Below are 19,271 nucleotides of genomic sequence, written 5' to 3' on the forward strand. Positions count from 1 at the left end.
TGATGACAGGGAAGTTGCCGCTTTTATCGAGACACTCCCTGTTATCCGGTGATGCGTGTAACATGCCCGGCTGCATTTTCATGTTTTCTATCCGGTTACGATATGTCCCACGAACTGATGCCTTCCGAACTGCTCGATTTTCTGCCCTGCCGGACCCCTCAGCGCTGGGTGGACGCAGCGCTGGGCAACGAGCGGCTTTTGATGATTGATCATGCCCAGTGCGAGAAAAAGGCAGCCTCGACGGCCATGAGCCTCATGTATCGCTATACCAGCCGCGTGGATCTCCTTACGAAAATGTCCCAGCTGGCACGCGAAGAGCTGCTCCATTTTGAGCAGGTCGTGACGCTGATGCGTGAACGCGGCATTGCCTACGAACATGTATCGGCTTCGCGCTACGCCCAGGGGCTGCGTGAACACGTTCGGGAGCAGGAGCCGGGAAGGCTGGTCGATGTACTGATCGTGGGCGCTTATATCGAGGCACGCTCCTGCGAGCGTTTTGCCTGCCTGATTCCTCATCTCGACGAGACGCTGGCGAAGTTCTACCGCAGTCTGGTGAAATCCGAGGGGCGGCATTTCGAGGATTATCTGGAGCTGGCTGCACAGTACGCCGATGAGCCCATCGATGAACGGGTGGCGTTTTTCGGAGAGATCGAAAGATCGCTGATTGAATCACCGGATCCCGAGTTTCGATTTCACAGCGGGGTTCCGACCGCGGTCTGAAGGAATGACCGGCAGCCGGCCCGGATATGTGACGCCCCGGTTCGAGGCGTCAGACCCTGATTAGTGATAGGGCAGTTCCGACAGGCTGAAATGTTCCAGTGTCAGGGTCATGCCATCCATGCGGACTTCCCAGCCTTCATCCCGGTCGGGCTGCCAGTCACCCAGGACGTAGCGCTTGGCGACTTCGTCGTCGTGCAGACGGAAGTCGTGTACATCGGGGCGATGGGTATGGCCGTGAATCAGCGTGCGCACATGGCATTGCTGCATGATGTCCTCCACGGCCTCCTGACTGACATCCATGATGTCGTCGGATTTACCGCCGTTGGCGCTGCCGGAACCTTCACGCATGCGATCCGCCAGCAGGCGGCGCTGCTCGATCGGCAGGGCCAGTGTCTGCGCCTGCCACTGTGGGTCGCGCGTCATGGCGCGAAACTGCATGTACTCGTTATCCTGCGTGCAAAGGCTGTCGCCATGCATCAGAAGAACAGGGACATCGTCGTCGATGGTAATGATGGCGGGATCATCAATCAGTACGGCGCCGGCCAGCTCGGCGAAGCGCTCACCCAGCAGGAAATCACGATTGCCGTGCATGACATAAAGGTGTCTGCCACCGTCGCTGAAGCGTCGCAGGGCATCGATAATCTGCTGCTCGAACTCGCCGATGGCATCATCGCCAATCCAGCTTTCAAATAGATCGCCCATGATGTAGAGCGCATGAGCGTCCCGGGCGCGATATTCCAGATAGTTCAAAAACGCCCGGGTCAGCTCGGGCGCGTCCTGCTGCAAGTGCAGATCGGCAATAAACAGTGTCGTCATGACCTCTCCTGCTGGAAGGGCGCAGTCGTGTGCTGCGTCTGAAACATTATTGTTCGGCGATCAGGCATCAACGAAACGGGCCGACTCGATCACAACGTCTTCGGCAGGGACATCGGCGTGTCCATTACGTCGTGTGGTGGCCACGCTCTTGATGCTGTCCACGACATCCATGCCCTCGACAACCTGACCGAACACGCAGTAGCCCCAGCCCTGGGGCGTGGGAGAGGTGTGGTTCAGAAAATGGTTGTCGGCCACGTTGATGAAAAACTGTGCCGTGGCCGAGTGCGGATCACCCGTTCGGGCCATGGCAAGATGGCCGCGATCGTTTTTAAGGCCGTTGTCGGCTTCATTGTTGATGGGCGCATGAACCGGCTTCTGATCGAACCGGGTATCAAACCCGCCGGCCTGAATCATGAAGCCGTCGATAACACGATGGAAAAGCGTGTTGTCATAGTGGCCTTCCCTGACGTAGCGCTCAAAGTTTGCGGCTGTCCCGGGCGCGGCATCATGAAAAAGCTCGATTTTGATGTCGCCGGCGCTGGTAGAAAAAATGATCATGAAGAAATTCTCTGAAAGACAACAAGGAAACAGCTTCAGAAAAGCTGTGCAAGGGATGGCGCACACCGAGCTGTGGGGCACTCACGACGTCGGTACTGATACCTGCATGGCATGGTCCCGGGCGCTCACGCTATAATAGCGGCTTTATTCGGGCAGGCGAAACCGCGCCTGCCGGTATCCGTTGTCAACAAGGCCTGATCACGTCCCATGAGCTCAGAAAGCACCAGCGCACCGAATTTCATTCGTACACAGATTCGTGAAGAGATCGAGCAGGGACGCGTTGATACCGTCGTGACGCGCTTTCCGCCCGAACCCAACGGCTTTTTGCACATCGGTCATGCCAAATCGATATGTCTCAATTTTGGTCTGGCCGAGCAGCTCGGAGGTCAGTGTCATCTGCGCTTTGACGATACCAATCCCGCCAAAGAAGAGCAGGTCTATATCGATGCCATCCGCGAAGACATCGAGTGGCTCGGCTTTGAATGGAGCGGTGAGGTGCGTTATGCCTCCAGCTACTTTGATCAGCTTCATGAGTGGGCCTGTCAGCTGATTCGTGACGGTCTGGCCTATGTCGACGATCTCGATGCCGAGCAGATGCGTGAATATCGCGGCACGTTGACCGAGCCCGGTCGGCCCAGCCCCTGGCGTGATCGCAGCGTTGAAGAAAATCTGGCCCTGTTCGAAGCCATGAAAAACGGCGAGTTCTCAGAAGGCGAGAAAGTGCTGCGCGCCAAAATCGATATGGCTTCTCCCAATATCAATCTGCGGGACCCGACCCTGTATCGAATTCGTCATGCCTCGCACCACCAGAGCGGCGACAAGTGGAAGATTTACCCTTCCTATGACTTCACGCATGGCCAGTCCGATGCCATTGAGGGGATTACCCACTCCATCTGTACGCTCGAGTTCGAGGATCATCGTCCGCTGTACAACTGGTTCCTCGATAACCTGTCCGTGCCGGCGCGTCCAAGACAGATCGAATTCGCGCGTCTGAATCTGAATTATACCGTTACATCCAAGCGCAAGCTCAAGCTACTGGTAGATCAGAATATCGTGGATGGCTGGGACGATCCGCGGATGCCGACCATCTCGGGCATGCGCCGTCGCGGCTATACGCCGGCCTCCATCCGCAAATTCTGCGATATGGTGGGCGTTTCGCGTGCCGCCGGTGTCGTGGATATCCAGATGCTTTATCACGCCATTCGCTCGGACCTTGAAGACAACGCGCCCCGGGCAATGTGTGTCATGAAGCCGCTCAAGGTTGTGCTGACCAACCTGCCGGAAGATCACGAAGAGGTCTTTGAAGTGGCAGGACATCCCGCCCGTGAAGACATGGGTACACGCCATCTACCGCTCAATCGCGAGATCTGGATCGATCAGGAAGACTTCATGGAGAAGCCGCCGAAGAAGTTCTTCCGCCTGGCGCCCGGCAAGGAAGTGCGTCTCCGCAATGCCTATGTGATTCGCTGCGATGAGGTGATCAAAAACGCGCAGGGCGACATCGAGGCGCTGCACTGCAGCGTTGACCTGGAAACCCTGGGGCAGAACCCCGAGGGCCGCAAGGTCAAGGGCGTGATTCACTGGGTCAGCGCGCGTCATGGAGTTGATGTTGAGGTGCGCAATTACGACAACCTGTTTCAGGTCGAGGCGCCGGACCGGGACAAGGATGTCGATTTTCTGGAGCACCTCAACGCACAGTCGCTGGAAGTCGTTCACGCCATCGCCGAGCCTGCGCTGGCACAGGCTGAAGCCGAGCAGCGTTTCCAGTTCGAGCGCGTCGGCTATTTCTGTGCCGACCGCCACGACCACAGGGATGGTCATCCGGTCTTCAATCGCACGGTCAGCCTGAAGGATGGCTGGGCCAGGGCGCAGAACAAGGCCGGCTAAGGGGCAGTGCACATGCAGATTTACAATACCCTGACGCGACAGAAGGAAACCTTCGTCCCTCTGGAAGCCGGCAACGTACACATGTATGTCTGTGGCATGACGGTGTATGACTACTGTCACCTGGGCCATGCGCGAATGCTGGTGGCCTTTGATGTCATTGCGCGCTGGCTGCGTGCCAGCGGCTATCAGCTGACTTATGTGCGTAATATCACCGACGTCGACGACAAGATCCTGGTGCGTGCCCGGGACAACAATGAGCCCATTGCTGATCTGACAGAGCGCATGATCAATGCCATGCACGAGGACGAGCGCCAGCTGGGCGTGCTGCCGCCGGATCGCGAACCCCGTGCCACGGCGCATATCAGCGACATCATTGCCATGATCGAAACATTGATCGATCGGGGCTATGCCTATCACGCCGACAATGGCGACGTGTTCTATCGGGTACGACGCTTTGAGCGCTATGGCGCGCTTAATAACCGCAATCCGAATGACATGCGCTCCGGGGCACGCGTCGATATTGATGAGGCCAAGGAAGATCCGCTGGATTTCGTGCTGTGGAAGCGCGCTCGTCCGGAGGAAGAGAGCTGGTCATCGCCGTGGGGTAATGGACGTCCGGGGTGGCATATCGAGTGCTCGGCCATGTCGACCTGCTGCCTGGGCGATACGTTTGATATTCACGGTGGCGGTCCGGATCTGTCCTTTCCGCACCATGAAAACGAGATCGCCCAGAGCGAGGCCGCCACGGGGCAGAAATATGTCAATACCTGGATGCATGCCGGGGCGCTGCGTGTCGATAACGAAAAAATGTCCAAGTCGCTGGGCAATTTCTTTACGGTACGCGATGTTCTGAAGGCACATGATCCGGAAGTTGTGCGTTACCTGCTGGTGGCCAGTCACTATCGCAGCGCCATCAACTACGCCCCGGATACGCTCAAGGACGCCAGGCGCTCGCTGGAGCGCTTTTATAACGCGCTGGCGGATGTCGAGATCGTCGAAGGTGAAGTAAGCAGTGAATTTGCCGAGCGCTTCACCCGAGCCATGAATGATGACTTCAATACGCCCGAGGCGCTGGCGGTCATGTTCGAGATGGTGCGGGAAATCAATCGCCATCGCGAGGATGCTTCACGCGCTGGTGCCCTGGCACATGAGCTTGTCCGGCTTGGCAATATGCTGGGGCTTTTGGAGCGTTCTCCGCAGGCGTTTCTGAAAGGAGCCCACACAGGCATTAATGATGAAGAGATTGCCCGTCAGATCGAGGCCAGAAACGCGGCACGACGCAACAGGGACTTCGCGGAAGCCGATCGCATTCGCGATGCGCTGGCCGAGCAGGGCATCATTCTCAAGGACAGTCGTGAAGGCACGACCTGGGTCAGTGAAAACCGCTGAACACCCTGCGATCTCCTGAAGTGTTGCTGGAAACTGAAAGCCCCGCCGATGGCGGGGCTTTTCATATCGAGGCGGCTGACAAAAAACCGGTTTCAACCGTGATCGTGCAGCTCGGCAGCCGTCAGCGTGTTCTCGAGCAGCGAGGCCACGGTCATCGGTCCTACACCGCCCGGCACCGGAGTAACGTAAGAGGCGCGTTCTCGTGCCCCCTCGAACTCCAGATCGCCGGTAAGCTTGCCATCGTCATTACGGTTGATGCCGACATCGATCACGATGGCGCCGGGGCGGATCCATTCACTCTTGATCAGCCCCGGGTTGCCCACGGCCACGATCAAAAGCTCGGCATCTTCGACATGTTTTTGAAGATCGCGCGTAAAGCGATGACATACCGTAATGGTGCAGCCTGCCAGTAGCAGCTCGAGCGCCATCGGGCGGCCAACGATGTTGGAAGCACCCACGATGGTGGCGGTCATGCCGCGCACATCAAGCTGATGTTCATTAAGCAGCGTCATGACCCCCATGGGCGTACAGGGGCGGAGCGTGGGCATACGCTGCGCCAGACGTCCGACATTGTAGGGATGAAAGCCGTCAATATCCTTGTGCGGATGAATGCGTTCAAGCAAGGGGCGCGCATCCAGATGGCCGGGCAGGGGTAGCTGCAGCAGAATGCCGTCAACGCTCTGGTCAGCATTCAGCTGGTCAATCAGGTCTTCCAGTACCTGCTGGGTGGTGTCCGCTGGTAAATGATGCTGGAAGGAAAGAATGCCGGCCTGTTCGCAGGCGCGATGCTTGTTGCGTACGTAGACTTCCGACGCAGCGTCATCGCCTACCAGTACCACGGCCAGTCCGGGCGCTCTTTTACCTTCCCGGCGACGCTCGGCTACCTGCCGGGTAACCTTGTCACGCACCTTCTGTGCCGTAGCCTTGCCGTCAATCAACTGTGCACTCATCTATATTCTGTCCCGGTGGCGATTCAAGCGAGCTTCGCTCATTAAGGGCTGCAATTGTCGCATCCCGCCGCATGCAGTCAATCAATGTTCCTTTCGATGCCATGGAAAGGCAGAAAAGGGCAATGTGACAAGTTATACTTGACCCGGGTCGATGATCAGTTAAAATGCGCCTCGCATTGGCAGCGGCCTCGGCAGAGGTGCTGGTGTGCGGGGTATAGCGCAGTCTGGTAGCGCGCCTGCTTTGGGAGCAGGATGTCGGGGGTTCAAATCCCTCTACCCCGACCAACTCATTGATTGTGATAAAGATTTTTCAATCAAGGGGTTGACAGCAAAAGCCACGGTCAATAGAATGCGCCCATAGCTCAACCGGATAGAGCAACGGCCTTCTAAGCCGTAGGTTGCAGGTTCAAGTCCTGCTGGGCGTGCCAAGGCAATAATATTGCACGGCTCGCAACGATAATGGTGGATGTAGCTCAGTGGTAGAGCCCCGGATTGTGGCTCCGGTGGTCGTGGGTTCGATCCCCATCATCCACCCCATTATTTCGGATGTTGATGGTATCAATATTCATCTTGAAAAGGGCAGCCCCTAGCGGGCTGCCCTTTTTGTTATGCGTATCATGCGTCGACAAATGTTCTGGCTACGCGGAGCTGCATTGAAGCCCGATTGCAAAGAAATCCGCATTTTGCCCTTGAAATCGCATTAATCGGCGCCAATTAAGGCTTCGAGCTTGCCAGTATTTGATGGGGTTCTTAAAATCTGCGCCCTTGAGTTTTTTATTTCGAACACGCCACCTGAGTGGGTAGAGGATCATTCATGCAAGTTTCAGTCGAAACGACTTCACCGATCGAGCGTCGTGTAACCGTCCAGGTCCCGGCTCAAGAAGTGGACAACAATGTCGATGAGCGACTCAAGGATACCGCTCGTCGTGTGCGCTTGGATGGTTTCCGTTCAGGACGCGTGCCCATGAGCGTGGTACGCCAGCGTTTCGGTCGTGACGTTCGCAACGAAGTCGTTGATGAAATGATGCGTCAGCATTATGTACGTGCCATTACCGAAAACGAGCTGAATCCTGCGGGCCAGCCGTCGCTGGAAGCGACCGTTAATGAAGCCGGCAAGGATCTCGAGTTTGTAGCAACTCTGGAAGTGTATCCCGCCATTGAGCTGACGCTGCCGGAAGGCGAGCAGATCGAGCGTCCTCAGGCCGAAATTACCGATGCCGATATCGATGAAATGATCGATACGCTGCGCAAACAGAATGCCCAGTGGAATGATGTGGAGCGTGCGGCGGCCGAAGGTGATCAGGTCACCATCGACTTTGAAGGTTTTCTGGGCGATGAAGCCTTTGAAGGCGGCAGTGCCGAAGGCCACCAGCTGGTGCTGGGGTCCGACAGCTTCATTCCCGGTTTTGAAGAACAGCTCGTGGGTGTCCAGGCAGGCGAGTCGCGTGACGTAACGGTCACCTTCCCCGAAGATTACCAGGCGGAACATCTGGCCGGCCAGGAGGCACGCTTCAAGACCACAACACACAAGGTCCAGGCGCAGGAGCTTCCCGAGGTCGACAATGAGTTCATGTCGCGCTTTGGGGTTGAGGATGGCGACAACGACAGCTTCCGCTCCGAAATTCGCAACAATATGCAGCGCGAGCTGGACAACGCCATTGACAACCGCGTGCGCCAGCAGCTGATCGATGCTCTGAAGTCGCGCAATGAGGTGGCGGTGCCCAGCCCCCTGATCTCTCAGGAAGTCGAAGGGCTCAAGCGTCAGGCTGCGCAGCAGTTTGGTCTGGGTGAAGACTTCGACGTTTCCCAGCTGCCGGACGAGCTGTTTGCCGATCAGGCTCGCGGTCGCGTCGAAGTGGGTCTGCTGCTGGCAGAAGTGGTCAGCCACTTCGAGCTGGATGCCGATGATGATGAAATTCGCGCGTTCATCGAAGAGCAGGCCGGTCAGTTTGAACAGCCCGAGCAGGTTGTCGAGCAGTACATGGGCAACGAGCAGATGAAAAATCAGGTGAAATCTGCTGTGCTTGAACGCAAGGCGATCGACAGGCTGATGGAAAAGGCAGACGTTGTCGAAACGCCCATGAGCTATCAGGAAGCGCTTCAGGCTGCACAGCAGCAGGGCGCTGAAGAAGCCGAGGAAACCGAAGAGCAGGCCGGCTGATACCTGGCATCACAGCCAGGGCTGGCAGCCAGGACCCGGCGAGAGCCGGGTTCTATCATTGGCCCACATTACTGTAAGGTTGCGACATGAGAAGCGAGTCCGATATTACCAATGCTGGTGGGCTGGTCCCCATGGTGGTGGAGCAGAACGCACGTGGCGAGCGGTCCTACGACATATATTCGCGCCTGCTCAAGGAGCGTGTCATCTTTCTTGTTGGCCCGGTCGAGGACTACACCGCCAACCTGATCGTGGCGCAGTTGCTCTTTCTGGAGTCGGAGAATCCTGACAAGGATATTCATCTCTATATCAATTCTCCGGGCGGGTCCGTGACTGCCGGTATGTCGATCTACGATACCATGCAGTTTATCAAGCCGAATGTTTCAACGGTCTGTATCGGTCAGGCAGCCAGCATGGGGGCGCTGCTTCTGGCAGGTGGTGCAGAAGGCCAGCGCTACTGCCTGCCACACTCGCGCATGATGATTCACCAGCCACTGGGCGGTTTCCAGGGTCAGGCCAGTGATATCGAGATTCATACACGCGAGATCCTGACGATTCGCCAGCGTTTGAACGAAATTCTGGCGCACCATACCGGACAGGATATCGAGAAGGTTGCACGCGATACCGATCGCGACAACTTCATGAACGCCGAACAGGCTGTAGAGTACGGGCTGATCGATGCCAAACTGGCGCATCGCCCGGTATCCTGATAGCGTTGATTCAGAGTTTGACCATGATGGCGTGCCAACGCGCCGCTATCTTCAAGAGGTACGCGAATGGCTGACGGCAAAGGCAAGGACGAAGGCGGCAAGCTGCTTTATTGTTCATTCTGTGGCAAGAACCAGAATGAAGTACGCAAGCTGATCGCTGGACCCTCTGTTTACATCTGCGATGAATGTGTTGATCTATGCAACGACATCATTCGCGAAGAGGTCGTGGAGTCCGAAGCGTCTTCCGACGACGAGCGTCTTCCTGCTCCGCGGGAAATTCGCAATACGCTTGACGATTATGTGATCGGCCAGGATCGCGCCAAGATGGTGCTGTCCGTTGCGGTCTACAATCACTACAAGCGTTTGAGAACCGGTCAGCAAAAGAGCGAGGAACGGGTTGAACTCGGCAAGAGTAATATCCTGCTGATCGGTCCCACCGGTAGCGGCAAGACGCTGCTGGCAGAAACCATGGCGCGCCTGCTGAATGTGCCCTTCACCATTGCTGATGCCACGACGCTGACGGAAGCGGGCTATGTCGGTGAAGATGTCGAAAACATCATTCAGAAACTGCTGCAAAAGTGCGACTACGATGTTGACAAGGCCCAGAGAGGCATTGTCTATATCGATGAAATCGACAAGATTTCGCGTAAATCGGACAATCCGTCCATTACGCGGGACGTGTCAGGCGAGGGTGTTCAGCAGGCACTGCTCAAGCTGATCGAAGGGACTACCGCTTCCGTGCCCCCGCAGGGCGGGCGCAAGCATCCCCAGCAGGAGTTTCTGCAGGTCGATACCGGTAACATCCTGTTCATCGTGGGTGGTGCCTTTGCCGGACTGGACAAGGTCATCAGTGATCGTGCCGAGCGTAGTGGTATCGGGTTTAACGCTGTCGTCAAGAGCAAGGACTCCAACAAGGGTGTTGGCGATATCCTGGCCGGCGTGGAGCCCGAGGATCTGGTCAAGTACGGCCTTATTCCGGAATTCGTGGGCCGTCTGCCTGTCATCGCAACGCTCAACGAGCTTGACGAGCAGGCGCTGATCCAGATTCTTACCGAGCCCAAGAACTCTCTGATTCGTCAGTATGTACGTCTTTTCGAGATGGAAGGCGTGGAGCTCGATTTCCGTGAGGATGCGCTCAGGGCGGTTGCCAACAAGGCCATTGTAAGAAGAGCAGGCGCTCGCGGTCTTCGTTCGATACTGGAATCCGTACTGCTGGATACCATGTATGAAATTCCTTCCACCGAAAACGTCGTCAAGGTGGTCATCGATGAGACCGTCATCAACGGTGACAGTAAACCATTGTTGATCTATGCCAATCAGCAGGAAAGCAAGCTGGTTGTTGGCGACGAGTGATAGTCAGTACGCTGATGATTGATCGGGGGGCCGTCATGGCCCCCCAGTCGTATCGGACTCCTGCCTGATAAACGGTTGTATTTCCAGCCGTCATCCCCATATTGATGCCATCAATAAGTCGCTTCCTGCGGCCCACACACAAGATTCGAGGTTGTCTGCGATGGAGCGTAACCCCGCACAGACGTTAAACATACCCCTGTTGCCACTGCGTGATGTTGTTGTCTATCCGCAGATGGTCATACCGCTGTTCGTGGGTCGCGAGAAATCGATTCGTGCCCTCGAAGCGGCCATGGAATCGGACAAACAGGTGCTGCTGGTCGCTCAGCGTGACGCCGGCCAGGACAATCCCGGGATCGAGGATCTCTTCGAGATTGGCACCATCGCCAGCATCATGCAGCTGCTTCGACTGCCGGATGGTACCGTCAAGGTGCTTATCGAAGGCGGCTCGCGGGCCGATATTGCCCGGGTCGATGATGATGACAGTGACGATGGCTACCCAACGGCCAGCGTTACCTCGAGAGAGAGCGAGCCCCTGAGCGAGCGCGAACAGGAGTCTCTGGTACGCGTTTTGCTGGACCAGTTCGAACAGTATGTAAAGCTTTCCCGCAAGGTACCCAACGAAGTACTGAGCTCGCTGCAGGGCATTGAGGATGCCAGCCGGCTGGTGGATACCATCAGTGCCCATCTGTCTCTCGAGATCGGTGACAAGCAGTCACTGCTGGAAATGGACAGGGTGCGCGACCGCGTCGAGCATCTGATGACGCTGATCGAGTCGGAAATCGATCTGCTGCAGGTAGAAAAGCGTATCCGCTCCAGAGTCAAGGAGCAGATGGAGAAATCCCAGCGCGAGTACTATCTCAACGAACAGATGAAAGCCATCCAGAAGGAAATGGGTGAGCTTGAAAATACGCCCAACGAGGCGGACCAGTACGAACAGAAGATTGCCGAATCCGGCATGTCGGCTGAAGCCGAAGAAAAGGCGCGCCAGGAGCTCAACAAGCTCAAGATGATGGCGCCGGCTTCTGCCGAAGCAACGGTCGTTCGCTCCTACCTTGACTGGATTCTGGCCGTGCCGTGGAAGAAGCGTACTCGCGTTCGCCATGACATCGATCACGCCGAAAAGGTACTGGAAGACGATCATTACGGTCTGGAAGAGGTCAAGGAGCGCATTCTTGACTACCTCGCCGTGCAAAAGCGCGTACGCAAGCTCAAGGGACCCGTATTGTGCCTGGTAGGACCGCCGGGCGTGGGCAAGACGTCTCTGGGTCAGTCGATCGCGCGTGCCACCAACCGCAAATACACGCGGCTGGCGCTGGGCGGTGTCCGTGATGAATCGGAAGTTCGTGGCCATCGCCGCACCTATATCGGCTCGATGCCGGGCAAGGTACTGCAGCGCATGAGCAAGACCGGTGTCCGCAATCCGCTCTTTTTGCTGGACGAAATCGACAAGGTGGGCATGGATCACCGCGGCGATCCTTCTTCAGCGCTGCTTGAAGTGCTTGACCCGGAGCAGAACGACAAGTTCAGTGATCACTATCTGGAACTTGATTACGATCTCTCGGATGTCATGTTCATCTGTACTGCGAATTCGATGAACATTCCCGGTCCGCTTCTGGATCGTATGGAAGTCATCCGTATTCCCGGCTACACCGAAGACGAAAAGCTGGGTATCGCCCGACGTTACCTGGCACCCAAGCAGCTCAAGGCCAATGGCCTGAAAAAGGACGAGCTGGTGCTGACAGATGAGGCACTGCTTGAACTGATTCGCTATTACACGCGTGAGGCCGGCGTTCGTGAGCTTGAGCGCCAGATTGCCAAGGTAGCCCGCAAGGTGCTGCGTGAACGCATCGGTAACGAGGCCACGCAAGGCAAGGAGGCCGCCCAGCATCTGGAAGCGGCCGATATCGAGCGCTATGCTGGTGTCAGGCGCTTCACCTACGGTCTGGCCGACCAGGCACATCAGATCGGTCGAGTGACCGGGCTGGCATGGACCTCCGTCGGCGGTGAAATTCTCAATATCGAATCGGTCGTGACCCCCGGCAAGGGTCGAGTCAACAAGACCGGCTCTCTCGGGGATGTCATGAAGGAGTCGGTGAGCGCTGCCCACACGGTGGTGCGCTCGCGAGCCGGTCTGCTCGAAATCGATCCGGAGCGTTTCGAGAAGGAAGACCTGCACATTCACGTGCCGGAAGGGGCCACGCCCAAGGACGGTCCGAGTGCCGGTGTCGCCATGGTCACTGCCATGGTATCAGCCTATACGGGGCGTGCCGTTCGCGCTGACGTTGCCATGACAGGCGAGGTCAACCTTCGTGGTGAGGTCATGCCGATAGGGGGGCTCAAGGAGAAATTGCTGGCCGCCCGGCGTGGTGGTATAAAGATTGCCCTGATACCCGAAGAAAATCGCCGGGATCTCAAGGAAGTCCCTGATACCATCAAGGACGCACTTGACATTCGTCCCGTGCGCTGGATTGACGAGGTTCTCGATATTGCCCTGGTTCAAAAAGGCGATGATGATTTTGAGGAGAGACGGGTCGAAGAAAAAAATACTTCGCAACCATCCGTAAATACTCATTAGTATGATTTTTGAAGAATGTTGGCCAGCGAAGCCTGAAATGACGGGCCTTGTTGCCAACATTGCTTGACGGTATTTGGGGTCGTTGATATAAAATGCGGCTCGTTATGATTGCGTATGCTGTTCGATTGCCGCGCTTAATCCTAGCAACGATTGTTATAGTCAAGGGGTGAAGAGTGAATAAATCCGAGCTGATTGAGGCTATTGCTGCTTCTGCAGATATTCCCAAGGCAGCGGCCGGTCGGGCTCTCGATGCCATGATCGATTCCGTTACCGATAGCCTTAAACAGGGTGATTCCGTAGCACTGGTAGGTTTCGGAACATTCAGCATCAAGGAGCGGGCTGCACGTACCGGTCGCAACCCGCAGACCGGCAATACCATCGAAATCAGCGCTGCCAACGTGCCGAGCTTCAAGGCCGGCAAGGCGTTGAAGGACGCTGTCAACTGATAGCGGTGTTACTGCAATGGAAGGCGTGAGTTCAGGTGTCTTCCCTGTATGAGATAAACGCATCGTGAAAACGATGCGTTTTTTTATGAGACAGGCCCGGACCGACACAGCCTTCAGCCAGATCCCGTCTTGTGCCATGTCGGTTTGTGCCATGTGTCGTTATAATCCTTCGCCAATCCCATTTAACATCCATCAATTGCAAGGGCCTGCTGCATGCTGCAAAAGATCAGAGATCGGGCACAGGGCTGGATTGCCAGAATCATAGTGGCTCTGATCGCGCTGACGTTCACGCTGTTTGGCGCAGAATCGTTGCTGAGCTATTTCAACGGCAGTCAGCGTGACGAAGCCGCTTCTGTCAACGGTGAAACCATCAGCCGTCAGACCCTGGATATCGAGGTTCAGCGAGCCGTACGCTCGGGGCGCGTCCCTCCCGAACAGCAAAGCGAGGCGCGACGCGCCATACTGGATTCCCTGATTACCCGTACGGCCATGGAGCAGTATGCCCGCGATGGCGGCATGAGCTTTTCCGATCAGCAGGTGGACCAGCTTTTGGTCAATCGTCAGGAGTTTCAGGACAGCAACGGCCGCTTTTCTGCCGAACTGTTCCAGAGACGGCTGGGCAGCGCCGGCTATACCCCTGCAGAATTCCGACGCCAGCTCCAGGAAGACATGCTGACCCAGCAGCTTCAAAACGGGCTGATTGCAAGCACCTTCCTGCTGCCTTCGGAAACACAGCGTCTGGCCGAGCTTCGCTATCAGTCGCGTGATTTTCGCTATGCCACGCTCAATGAGACCTCGCTCGAGCAACCGGTCCGCGTCAGCGATGCTGAAGTACAAACATGGTATGACAACCACCAGCAGGCCTATCAGCGTCCCGAGCAGGTCAGGCTCGAATATGTCGTGCTCGACCGCAGCCAGCTGCCCGACACCGATCAATCCGTCGATGAGCAGCAGCTTCGCCAGCGCTATGAACAGCGCCGTGCCACGGCACCTCGTGAAGTGTCGGACATTGTCGTGACCTTTGGTGATGAGCGTACCCGCGCGCAGGCACAAGAGCGTGTTGATGAAATCGAATCACGCCTGCAGGACGGAGAAGACTTCGCGGCGCTGGCACAGCAGTATTCCGATGACCCGTCCAGTGCCGACCAGGGGGGCCGGATGGGCGTCGTCAGCGAAGGCATCTTCGGGCAGCCCTTCGATGAAACCGTCTCCACCATGGCGCCGGGAGAGATATCGCAGGGCGTGGAGAGCGACGGCGTCTTCCACATTATCCGTGTCGATAACATCGACATCGAAAGCTTTGATGACATGCGCGACGAGCTGGCCCGGGAAAGCCGTCAGCAGCAGCGCGACGAACGTTTTCAGCAGCTTGCCCAGCAGCTCAGCGATGAAAGCTTTTCGGCTGACGATCTTGAAAGCGTTGCCGATCGCCTGAACCTGTCGCTGCAGCGTACGGACTGGGTTTCGCGTGATGATCAATTCGAGGGCGACAACGCCGTGCTGGGCGAAGCCGGCGTCATGGATGCTGCCTTCAGTGAGGATGTGCTCAACAACGGCTACAACAGTGAGCCCGTCGAGCTGGGACAGGATCGTCGCGTTGTCGTGCGCGTGACCGAGCATCGTCCTGCCGCCACGCTGGCGCTCGAGGATGTTCGTGACCAGGCAAGGCGTTCAGCCCTGCAGGAAAAGCGTCGTCAGGCGCTTGCCGATCAGGCGGAGCAAACGCTTACGGCCCTTCGTCAGGGAGACACTCCGGAAGGGCTCGAATGGCAGGAGGCCAATGGCGTCACGCGTGACGGTCAGGACGAGCTCCCGGCCGAACTGATCGATGCCGCTTTTGCCATGCCGCATCCGCATGATGGCCAGCCCGGCTATGGCCATGCCGGTGTCGGCGATGAGCAGGTCATCTTCGCCATCGACCGGGTCGATACCGATATCGATACCCAACAGACCGCGGCAGTGTCGGATGGTCTCTGGAATGCCCAGGCAAGTCAGATGATTGATCTCATGACTGACACCATTCGCGATCAGGCCGATGTCTCGACAAATTAAATAGTCTGCTATCTTTTCAGGGGCGCAACGCGAGTTGCGCCCCTTTTTTATTTTGTGGCCCGTGAACCGTTCACCGGCCTGCTGTTGACACTCTTTTGACGTTCCCAGGAGTCCCTTATGACACAGTCACGCTATTTCACGATCGGGGAGCATCCCGAAGGTCTTCCCGAACGTTCGCTGTTCCAGCTTGAAAGCCGTGAACTGCCCGAGCTGAAGGAAGGTGAGGTGCGCATTCGCAACCACTGGCTTTCCGTGGATCCCTACATGCGTGGCCGTATGAGCGGGGTCAAGACCTATGTGGCACCCTTTGAGCTGAATGAACCCATGGAAGGCGGCGCACTCGGGGAAATCATCGAATCCCGTCACCAGCAGCTCAAGCAGGGGGACCGCGTCGTTCACATGGGCGGCTGGCGAGATATCGCTCAGGTGGATGGTGATCAGGTGCAGCCCCTGCCGGACATCGATGTCCCGCCGCAGGCCTTTCTGGGGGTGCTGGGCATGCCGGGAATGACCGCCTGGACCGGCCTGACGCTGGTGGCAGAGCTCAAGCCCTCGGACACCGTGCTGATTTCGGCCGCCAGCGGCGCTGTCGGATCACTGGCCGCGCAGCTGGCCTCTCAGAAGGGCTGCACGGTCATCGGCAGTGCCGGCAGTCAGGAAAAGCGCGAGTGGCTGGAAGCGCGCGGCATCACGGCCATCGATCACCATCAAAGCGCTGATGACATCAAGAAGGCGCTGAAGGAAGTCGCCCCCCAGGGTGTGGATGTCTACTACGAAAACGTCGGTGGCCCCATGCTCGAGGCGGCCCTTGATGCCATGAACGATTTCGGGCGCATCGCCGTGTGCGGGATGATTTCACGCTATAACGAAGCGGCGCCCTCGGCCGGGCCGGCCAATATTGCCGCCGTGCTGACCAAGCGGCTGCGCATGCAGGGCTTTATCGTGCATGAGTGGGTCAAGGGCCATGAACAGACGTTCTACCAGCAGGTGGGCCCGCTGGTCGCCGATGGCAGCATCGAATACCGCGAAACCGTGGAAGAGGGGCTCGAGCGCACCCCGGATGCCTTTTTGGCCCTGTTTGAAGGGAGCAATGATGGCAAGATGCTCGTGAAACTGGACTGATCGTCAGATTCAGGATGCCAGTGCTGAACCCGCCTTGTGCGGGTTCAGTCATGTCATGGCGTGCTGCCTTTCTCGAGCAGCGCAATCGTGTGAAGCGCTTCGTCTCGCGTGTGGCCACAGAATTCACGATCAAAGGTGAAGTCATGGCAGACCTGCGGTCTGCGTGGATCACCAAACAGCCGGCACAGGTTGTCATCATCGAGCTGGATACAGCGTGTGCCTGCCGGCTTGCCGTTCGGCATGCCGGGAATGGCGGAGCTGATGGACGGCGCGATGCAGCAGGCGCCGCAGCCCGGGCGGCACCCGTCATCGTGGCTGGTCGCGATCAGGTAATCCTGTTTATCGGCGCTCATGCCGGATGGCAATCGCCGTGGGCAGTGGCCACCGCGCCCTTGTCAATGCCTTCAAAGGCCTGTACCCGTACGCTGCCACCGTGCAGTGACGCGATCTCGCTGGCCATCCAGTTGGCGATCTGTTCGACCGTTGTTGGTGTGGGCAGTATTTCGGCGCGCTCCCGGGGCAGGCGTATCGAAAAACGTCCCTGTGCCGACTCATAGCCAACGTGATAGACACCGCCGTCGTCATTGATCAGATCGGCCTGATCGATCAGATAGATATCCTCGAGACGTTGTGACCACTGCGCTTCCAGCATGTCGCTGCGCTGCCCGTCATGCCAGATGGCCAGACGCGAGCGATGGCCGTGCGCGATGCGCTGGCAGTTGCCCTTGTGGCGTCGAAGGCCGTGACTATAGGTATAGCCGCCGGCGTCATGAGCCTCTTCACGCAGCGTGACGCGTATGTTTTCCACCTGCGCCGGCGGGCGCCGTGACAGCTCCGCCGACAGATAATCGCCCAGCCGCTCCGGTGTGATCTGCTGCCAGGGCAGCAGCGTATAGGCCTGGCGTGGCGCCCGTAGCTCCATGGGCCACGGGTGACGTGTCTGCAGGCGCAATCCCTCGCTGCATTCACCTATCGTAATATCGTGCGCCTTGGTGGGCACCAGCAGGGTGTGGTCCACGGTGGCGTCGATACGTGACTTGATCCAGGGTTTGACGTCGCCGAAATCGAACAGCATGCCGTCATCGCCCAGCGGTCCCTCCAGCTCGACATCGACATGATAGCTGGCGCCGATCAGCCCGCGCTGCGGGCACCAGATGGAGACATCCAGCGCGCTCAGGGCATTTACGAAAAGAATCATCAATCAATACCTGCAATCTTGTGCGTCTGCAGGGAGAGCCGCCACTGCGGGTGTGCCATGCAGTAGGCCACCGTGTCGGCCATGGTGTTGCCTGTCTCACCGCGCGGTGCCAGGTCCATGGGCTGCAGAAAGAAGTGATCGAACTCGAGCGCCGTGAAGCGCTCGGGCAGGGCGTCCTCCTGTGGGTAGACCAGCTTGAGCTCGTGACCTGACAGCTGTTTGAGTTCGGCGCGCCCCTTGGGGCTGACACAGAGCCAGTCGATGCCCTCGGGGGCCGGCAGCGTGCCGTTGGTTTCCACGGCGATCTCAAAGCCGCGCTCATGCAGCGCCTCGATCAGGGCGGCATCCAGCTGAAGCAGGGGCTCCCCGCCGGTAAAGACCACGTAGGGGCGGGCATGCGCCGCCTGCTCCGGCCACAGCGCCTCGATGTGCGCCGCCAGCTCGGTGGCGTGGCGAAATTTGCCACCGTTCTGACCGTCGGTTCCGATAAAATCGGTATCGCAGAAACGGCAGATACTGCTGGCACGATCCTTTTCACGCCCGGACCAGAGGTTGCAGCCGGTGAAACGGCAGAACACCGAGGCACGCCCGGCCTGACCGCCTTCACCCTGCAGGGTGTAGAACGCTTCCTTGACGCTGTACATCCTCATGCCTCCCGCGTGCGATAGGGCAGCGGATCCTCAAGGCCCCGGGCCGCAAAGGCCTGGAGACGCTCCCGACAGCTGCCACATTCGCCGCAGGCCAGCGCCTCGCCCAGATAGCAGGTCCAGCTGTGGGCATAATCAAGTCCCATCGCCAGCCCTTCGGCAAGAATGTCGTCCTTGCTGGCATGCAGATACGGGGCACGTATCTCCACGGGCGTATAGTTGGCGATCGCCGCGACATCGTTCATGCGCTCGACGAACTCGGGGCGGCAGTCGGGATAGATGGCATGATCGCCCCCGTGAGCCCCGTAGTAGCAGATTTCTGCTTCCAGGTTCACGGCATGGCCGATGGCCAGCGAGAGCAGAATCATGTTGCGATTGGGGACGACCGTCGACTTCATGTTGTCTTCGGCGTAGTTGGCACGTGGCATCGGCTGCGTGGTATCGGTCAGGGCCGAGGCACCGATGAGCCCGTGAATGGCGCGTATATCCACGACCTGATGGGCGATCCCCAGCGACTGGCAGACCTGGCTGGCAACATCGAGCTCACGGGCATGGCGCTGGCCATAATGGAAGGAGAGGGCGTGAACCTCATACCCCTCGCGCAGGGCGCGGTGTAAAACGGTATAGGAGTCCATGCCGCCGGAATAAATCACGACGGCGCGTGATGCAGTCTGTTGTGTCATGACGGAG

17 protein-coding genes and 3 tRNA genes are annotated in these 19,271 nt (G+C 57.8%); 13 read left to right on the forward strand and 7 right to left on the reverse strand.

Annotated elements, in window-relative coordinates:
- Nucleotides 1–102 precede the first annotated feature (102 nt).
- The gene (gene miaE, locus M1D97_RS07845; protein ID WP_456267193.1) at nt 103–720 is read left to right on the forward strand and encodes a tRNA isopentenyl-2-thiomethyl-A-37 hydroxylase MiaE; all 618 of its coding nucleotides are present in this window, start codon (nt 103–105) and stop codon (nt 718–720) included.
- A gap of 60 nt (nt 721–780) precedes the next feature.
- Here the strand turns inward: miaE and M1D97_RS07850 are convergent, their stop codons facing one another.
- Nucleotides 781–1,536 carry a UDP-2,3-diacylglucosamine diphosphatase gene (locus tag M1D97_RS07850; RefSeq protein ID WP_456267194.1) on the reverse strand — a complete coding sequence of 252 codons (756 nt, stop codon included), beginning with the start codon at nt 1,534–1,536 and terminating at the stop codon, nt 781–783.
- Nucleotides 1,537–1,596: 60 nt separating this feature from the next.
- A complete protein-coding gene (locus M1D97_RS07855; protein WP_456267195.1) occupies nt 1,597–2,094 on the reverse strand; it encodes a peptidylprolyl isomerase in 498 nt (165 codons plus the stop codon).
- A 207-nt stretch (nt 2,095–2,301) separates the two neighbouring features.
- Between M1D97_RS07855 and M1D97_RS07860 the strand changes: the two genes are divergently transcribed.
- Nucleotides 2,302–3,981 (forward strand): glutamine--tRNA ligase/YqeY domain fusion protein, encoded by a 1,680-nt coding sequence (locus tag M1D97_RS07860; RefSeq protein ID WP_456267196.1) that lies wholly within the window; start codon nt 2,302–2,304, stop codon nt 3,979–3,981.
- A 12-nt stretch (nt 3,982–3,993) separates the two neighbouring features.
- Nucleotides 3,994–5,370 carry a cysteine--tRNA ligase gene (gene cysS, locus M1D97_RS07865; RefSeq protein WP_456267197.1) on the forward strand — a complete coding sequence of 459 codons (1,377 nt, stop codon included), beginning with the start codon at nt 3,994–3,996 and terminating at the stop codon, nt 5,368–5,370.
- Nucleotides 5,371–5,462: 92 nt separating this feature from the next.
- Here the strand turns inward: cysS and folD are convergent, their stop codons facing one another.
- A complete protein-coding gene (gene folD, locus M1D97_RS07870; RefSeq protein ID WP_456267198.1) occupies nt 5,463–6,320 on the reverse strand; it encodes a bifunctional methylenetetrahydrofolate dehydrogenase/methenyltetrahydrofolate cyclohydrolase FolD in 858 nt (285 codons plus the stop codon).
- A 208-nt stretch (nt 6,321–6,528) separates the two neighbouring features.
- On the opposite strand from folD, the gene M1D97_RS07875 reads away from it, so the two are divergent.
- From M1D97_RS07875 to M1D97_RS07920, 10 genes are all read left to right on the forward strand, one after another.
- Nucleotides 6,529–6,605 (forward strand) — tRNA-Pro (locus M1D97_RS07875).
- Between the two features lie 66 nt (nt 6,606–6,671).
- Nucleotides 6,672–6,748: transfer RNA gene (locus tag M1D97_RS07880), tRNA-Arg, on the forward strand.
- Between the two features lie 34 nt (nt 6,749–6,782).
- Nucleotides 6,783–6,857 (forward strand) — tRNA-His (locus M1D97_RS07885).
- Nucleotides 6,858–7,134: 277 nt separating this feature from the next.
- The gene (gene tig / locus M1D97_RS07890; protein WP_456267199.1) at nt 7,135–8,481 is read left to right on the forward strand and encodes a trigger factor; all 1,347 of its coding nucleotides are present in this window, start codon (nt 7,135–7,137) and stop codon (nt 8,479–8,481) included.
- Between the two features lie 86 nt (nt 8,482–8,567).
- A complete protein-coding gene (clpP, locus tag M1D97_RS07895; RefSeq protein WP_456267200.1) occupies nt 8,568–9,188 on the forward strand; it encodes an ATP-dependent Clp endopeptidase proteolytic subunit ClpP in 621 nt (206 codons plus the stop codon).
- A 66-nt stretch (nt 9,189–9,254) separates the two neighbouring features.
- Entirely contained in the window at nt 9,255–10,541 is a 1,287-nt protein-coding gene (clpX, locus tag M1D97_RS07900) for an ATP-dependent Clp protease ATP-binding subunit ClpX (protein WP_456267201.1), read from the forward strand.
- A gap of 160 nt (nt 10,542–10,701) precedes the next feature.
- Nucleotides 10,702–13,116, forward strand: a complete 2,415-nt coding sequence (gene lon, locus M1D97_RS07905) for an endopeptidase La (protein ID WP_456267202.1) — start codon at nt 10,702–10,704, stop codon at nt 13,114–13,116.
- Between the two features lie 173 nt (nt 13,117–13,289).
- A complete protein-coding gene (gene hupB, locus M1D97_RS07910; RefSeq protein ID WP_456267203.1) occupies nt 13,290–13,562 on the forward strand; it encodes a nucleoid-associated protein HU-beta in 273 nt (90 codons plus the stop codon).
- Nucleotides 13,563–13,775: 213 nt separating this feature from the next.
- On the forward strand, nt 13,776–15,614 hold the full coding sequence (locus tag M1D97_RS07915) for a SurA N-terminal domain-containing protein (protein ID WP_456267204.1): 1,839 nt from the start codon (nt 13,776–13,778) through the stop codon (nt 15,612–15,614).
- A gap of 117 nt (nt 15,615–15,731) precedes the next feature.
- Complete coding sequence (locus tag M1D97_RS07920; protein ID WP_456267205.1) at nt 15,732–16,736, forward strand: NADP-dependent oxidoreductase; 1,005 nt, start codon at nt 15,732–15,734, stop codon at nt 16,734–16,736.
- A gap of 53 nt (nt 16,737–16,789) precedes the next feature.
- On the opposite strand, the gene M1D97_RS07925 is transcribed toward M1D97_RS07920, so the two are convergent.
- The 4 genes from M1D97_RS07925 to queC are packed head-to-tail and all read right to left on the reverse strand — an operon-like array spanning nt 16,790 to nt 19,264.
- Complete coding sequence (locus M1D97_RS07925) at nt 16,790–17,089, reverse strand: YkgJ family cysteine cluster protein (protein WP_456267206.1); 300 nt, start codon at nt 17,087–17,089, stop codon at nt 16,790–16,792.
- Entirely contained in the window at nt 17,086–17,934 is an 849-nt protein-coding gene (locus tag M1D97_RS07930; RefSeq protein WP_456267207.1) for a 6-pyruvoyl trahydropterin synthase family protein, read from the reverse strand. Before M1D97_RS07930 ends, M1D97_RS07925 begins: the two co-directional genes overlap by 4 nt.
- The gene (queE, locus tag M1D97_RS07935; protein WP_456267208.1) at nt 17,934–18,578 is read right to left on the reverse strand and encodes a 7-carboxy-7-deazaguanine synthase; all 645 of its coding nucleotides are present in this window, start codon (nt 18,576–18,578) and stop codon (nt 17,934–17,936) included. The genes M1D97_RS07930 and queE overlap by 1 nt, the downstream gene beginning before the upstream one ends.
- Before the next feature lie 2 nt (nt 18,579–18,580).
- Nucleotides 18,581–19,264: a 7-cyano-7-deazaguanine synthase QueC gene (gene queC, locus M1D97_RS07940; protein WP_456267209.1), complete on the reverse strand. Its 684-nt coding sequence runs from the start codon at nt 19,262–19,264 to the stop codon at nt 18,581–18,583.
- Between the last annotated feature and the right edge of the window lie 7 nt (nt 19,265–19,271).

Source organism: Kushneria sp. AK178 (assembly GCF_053903105.1).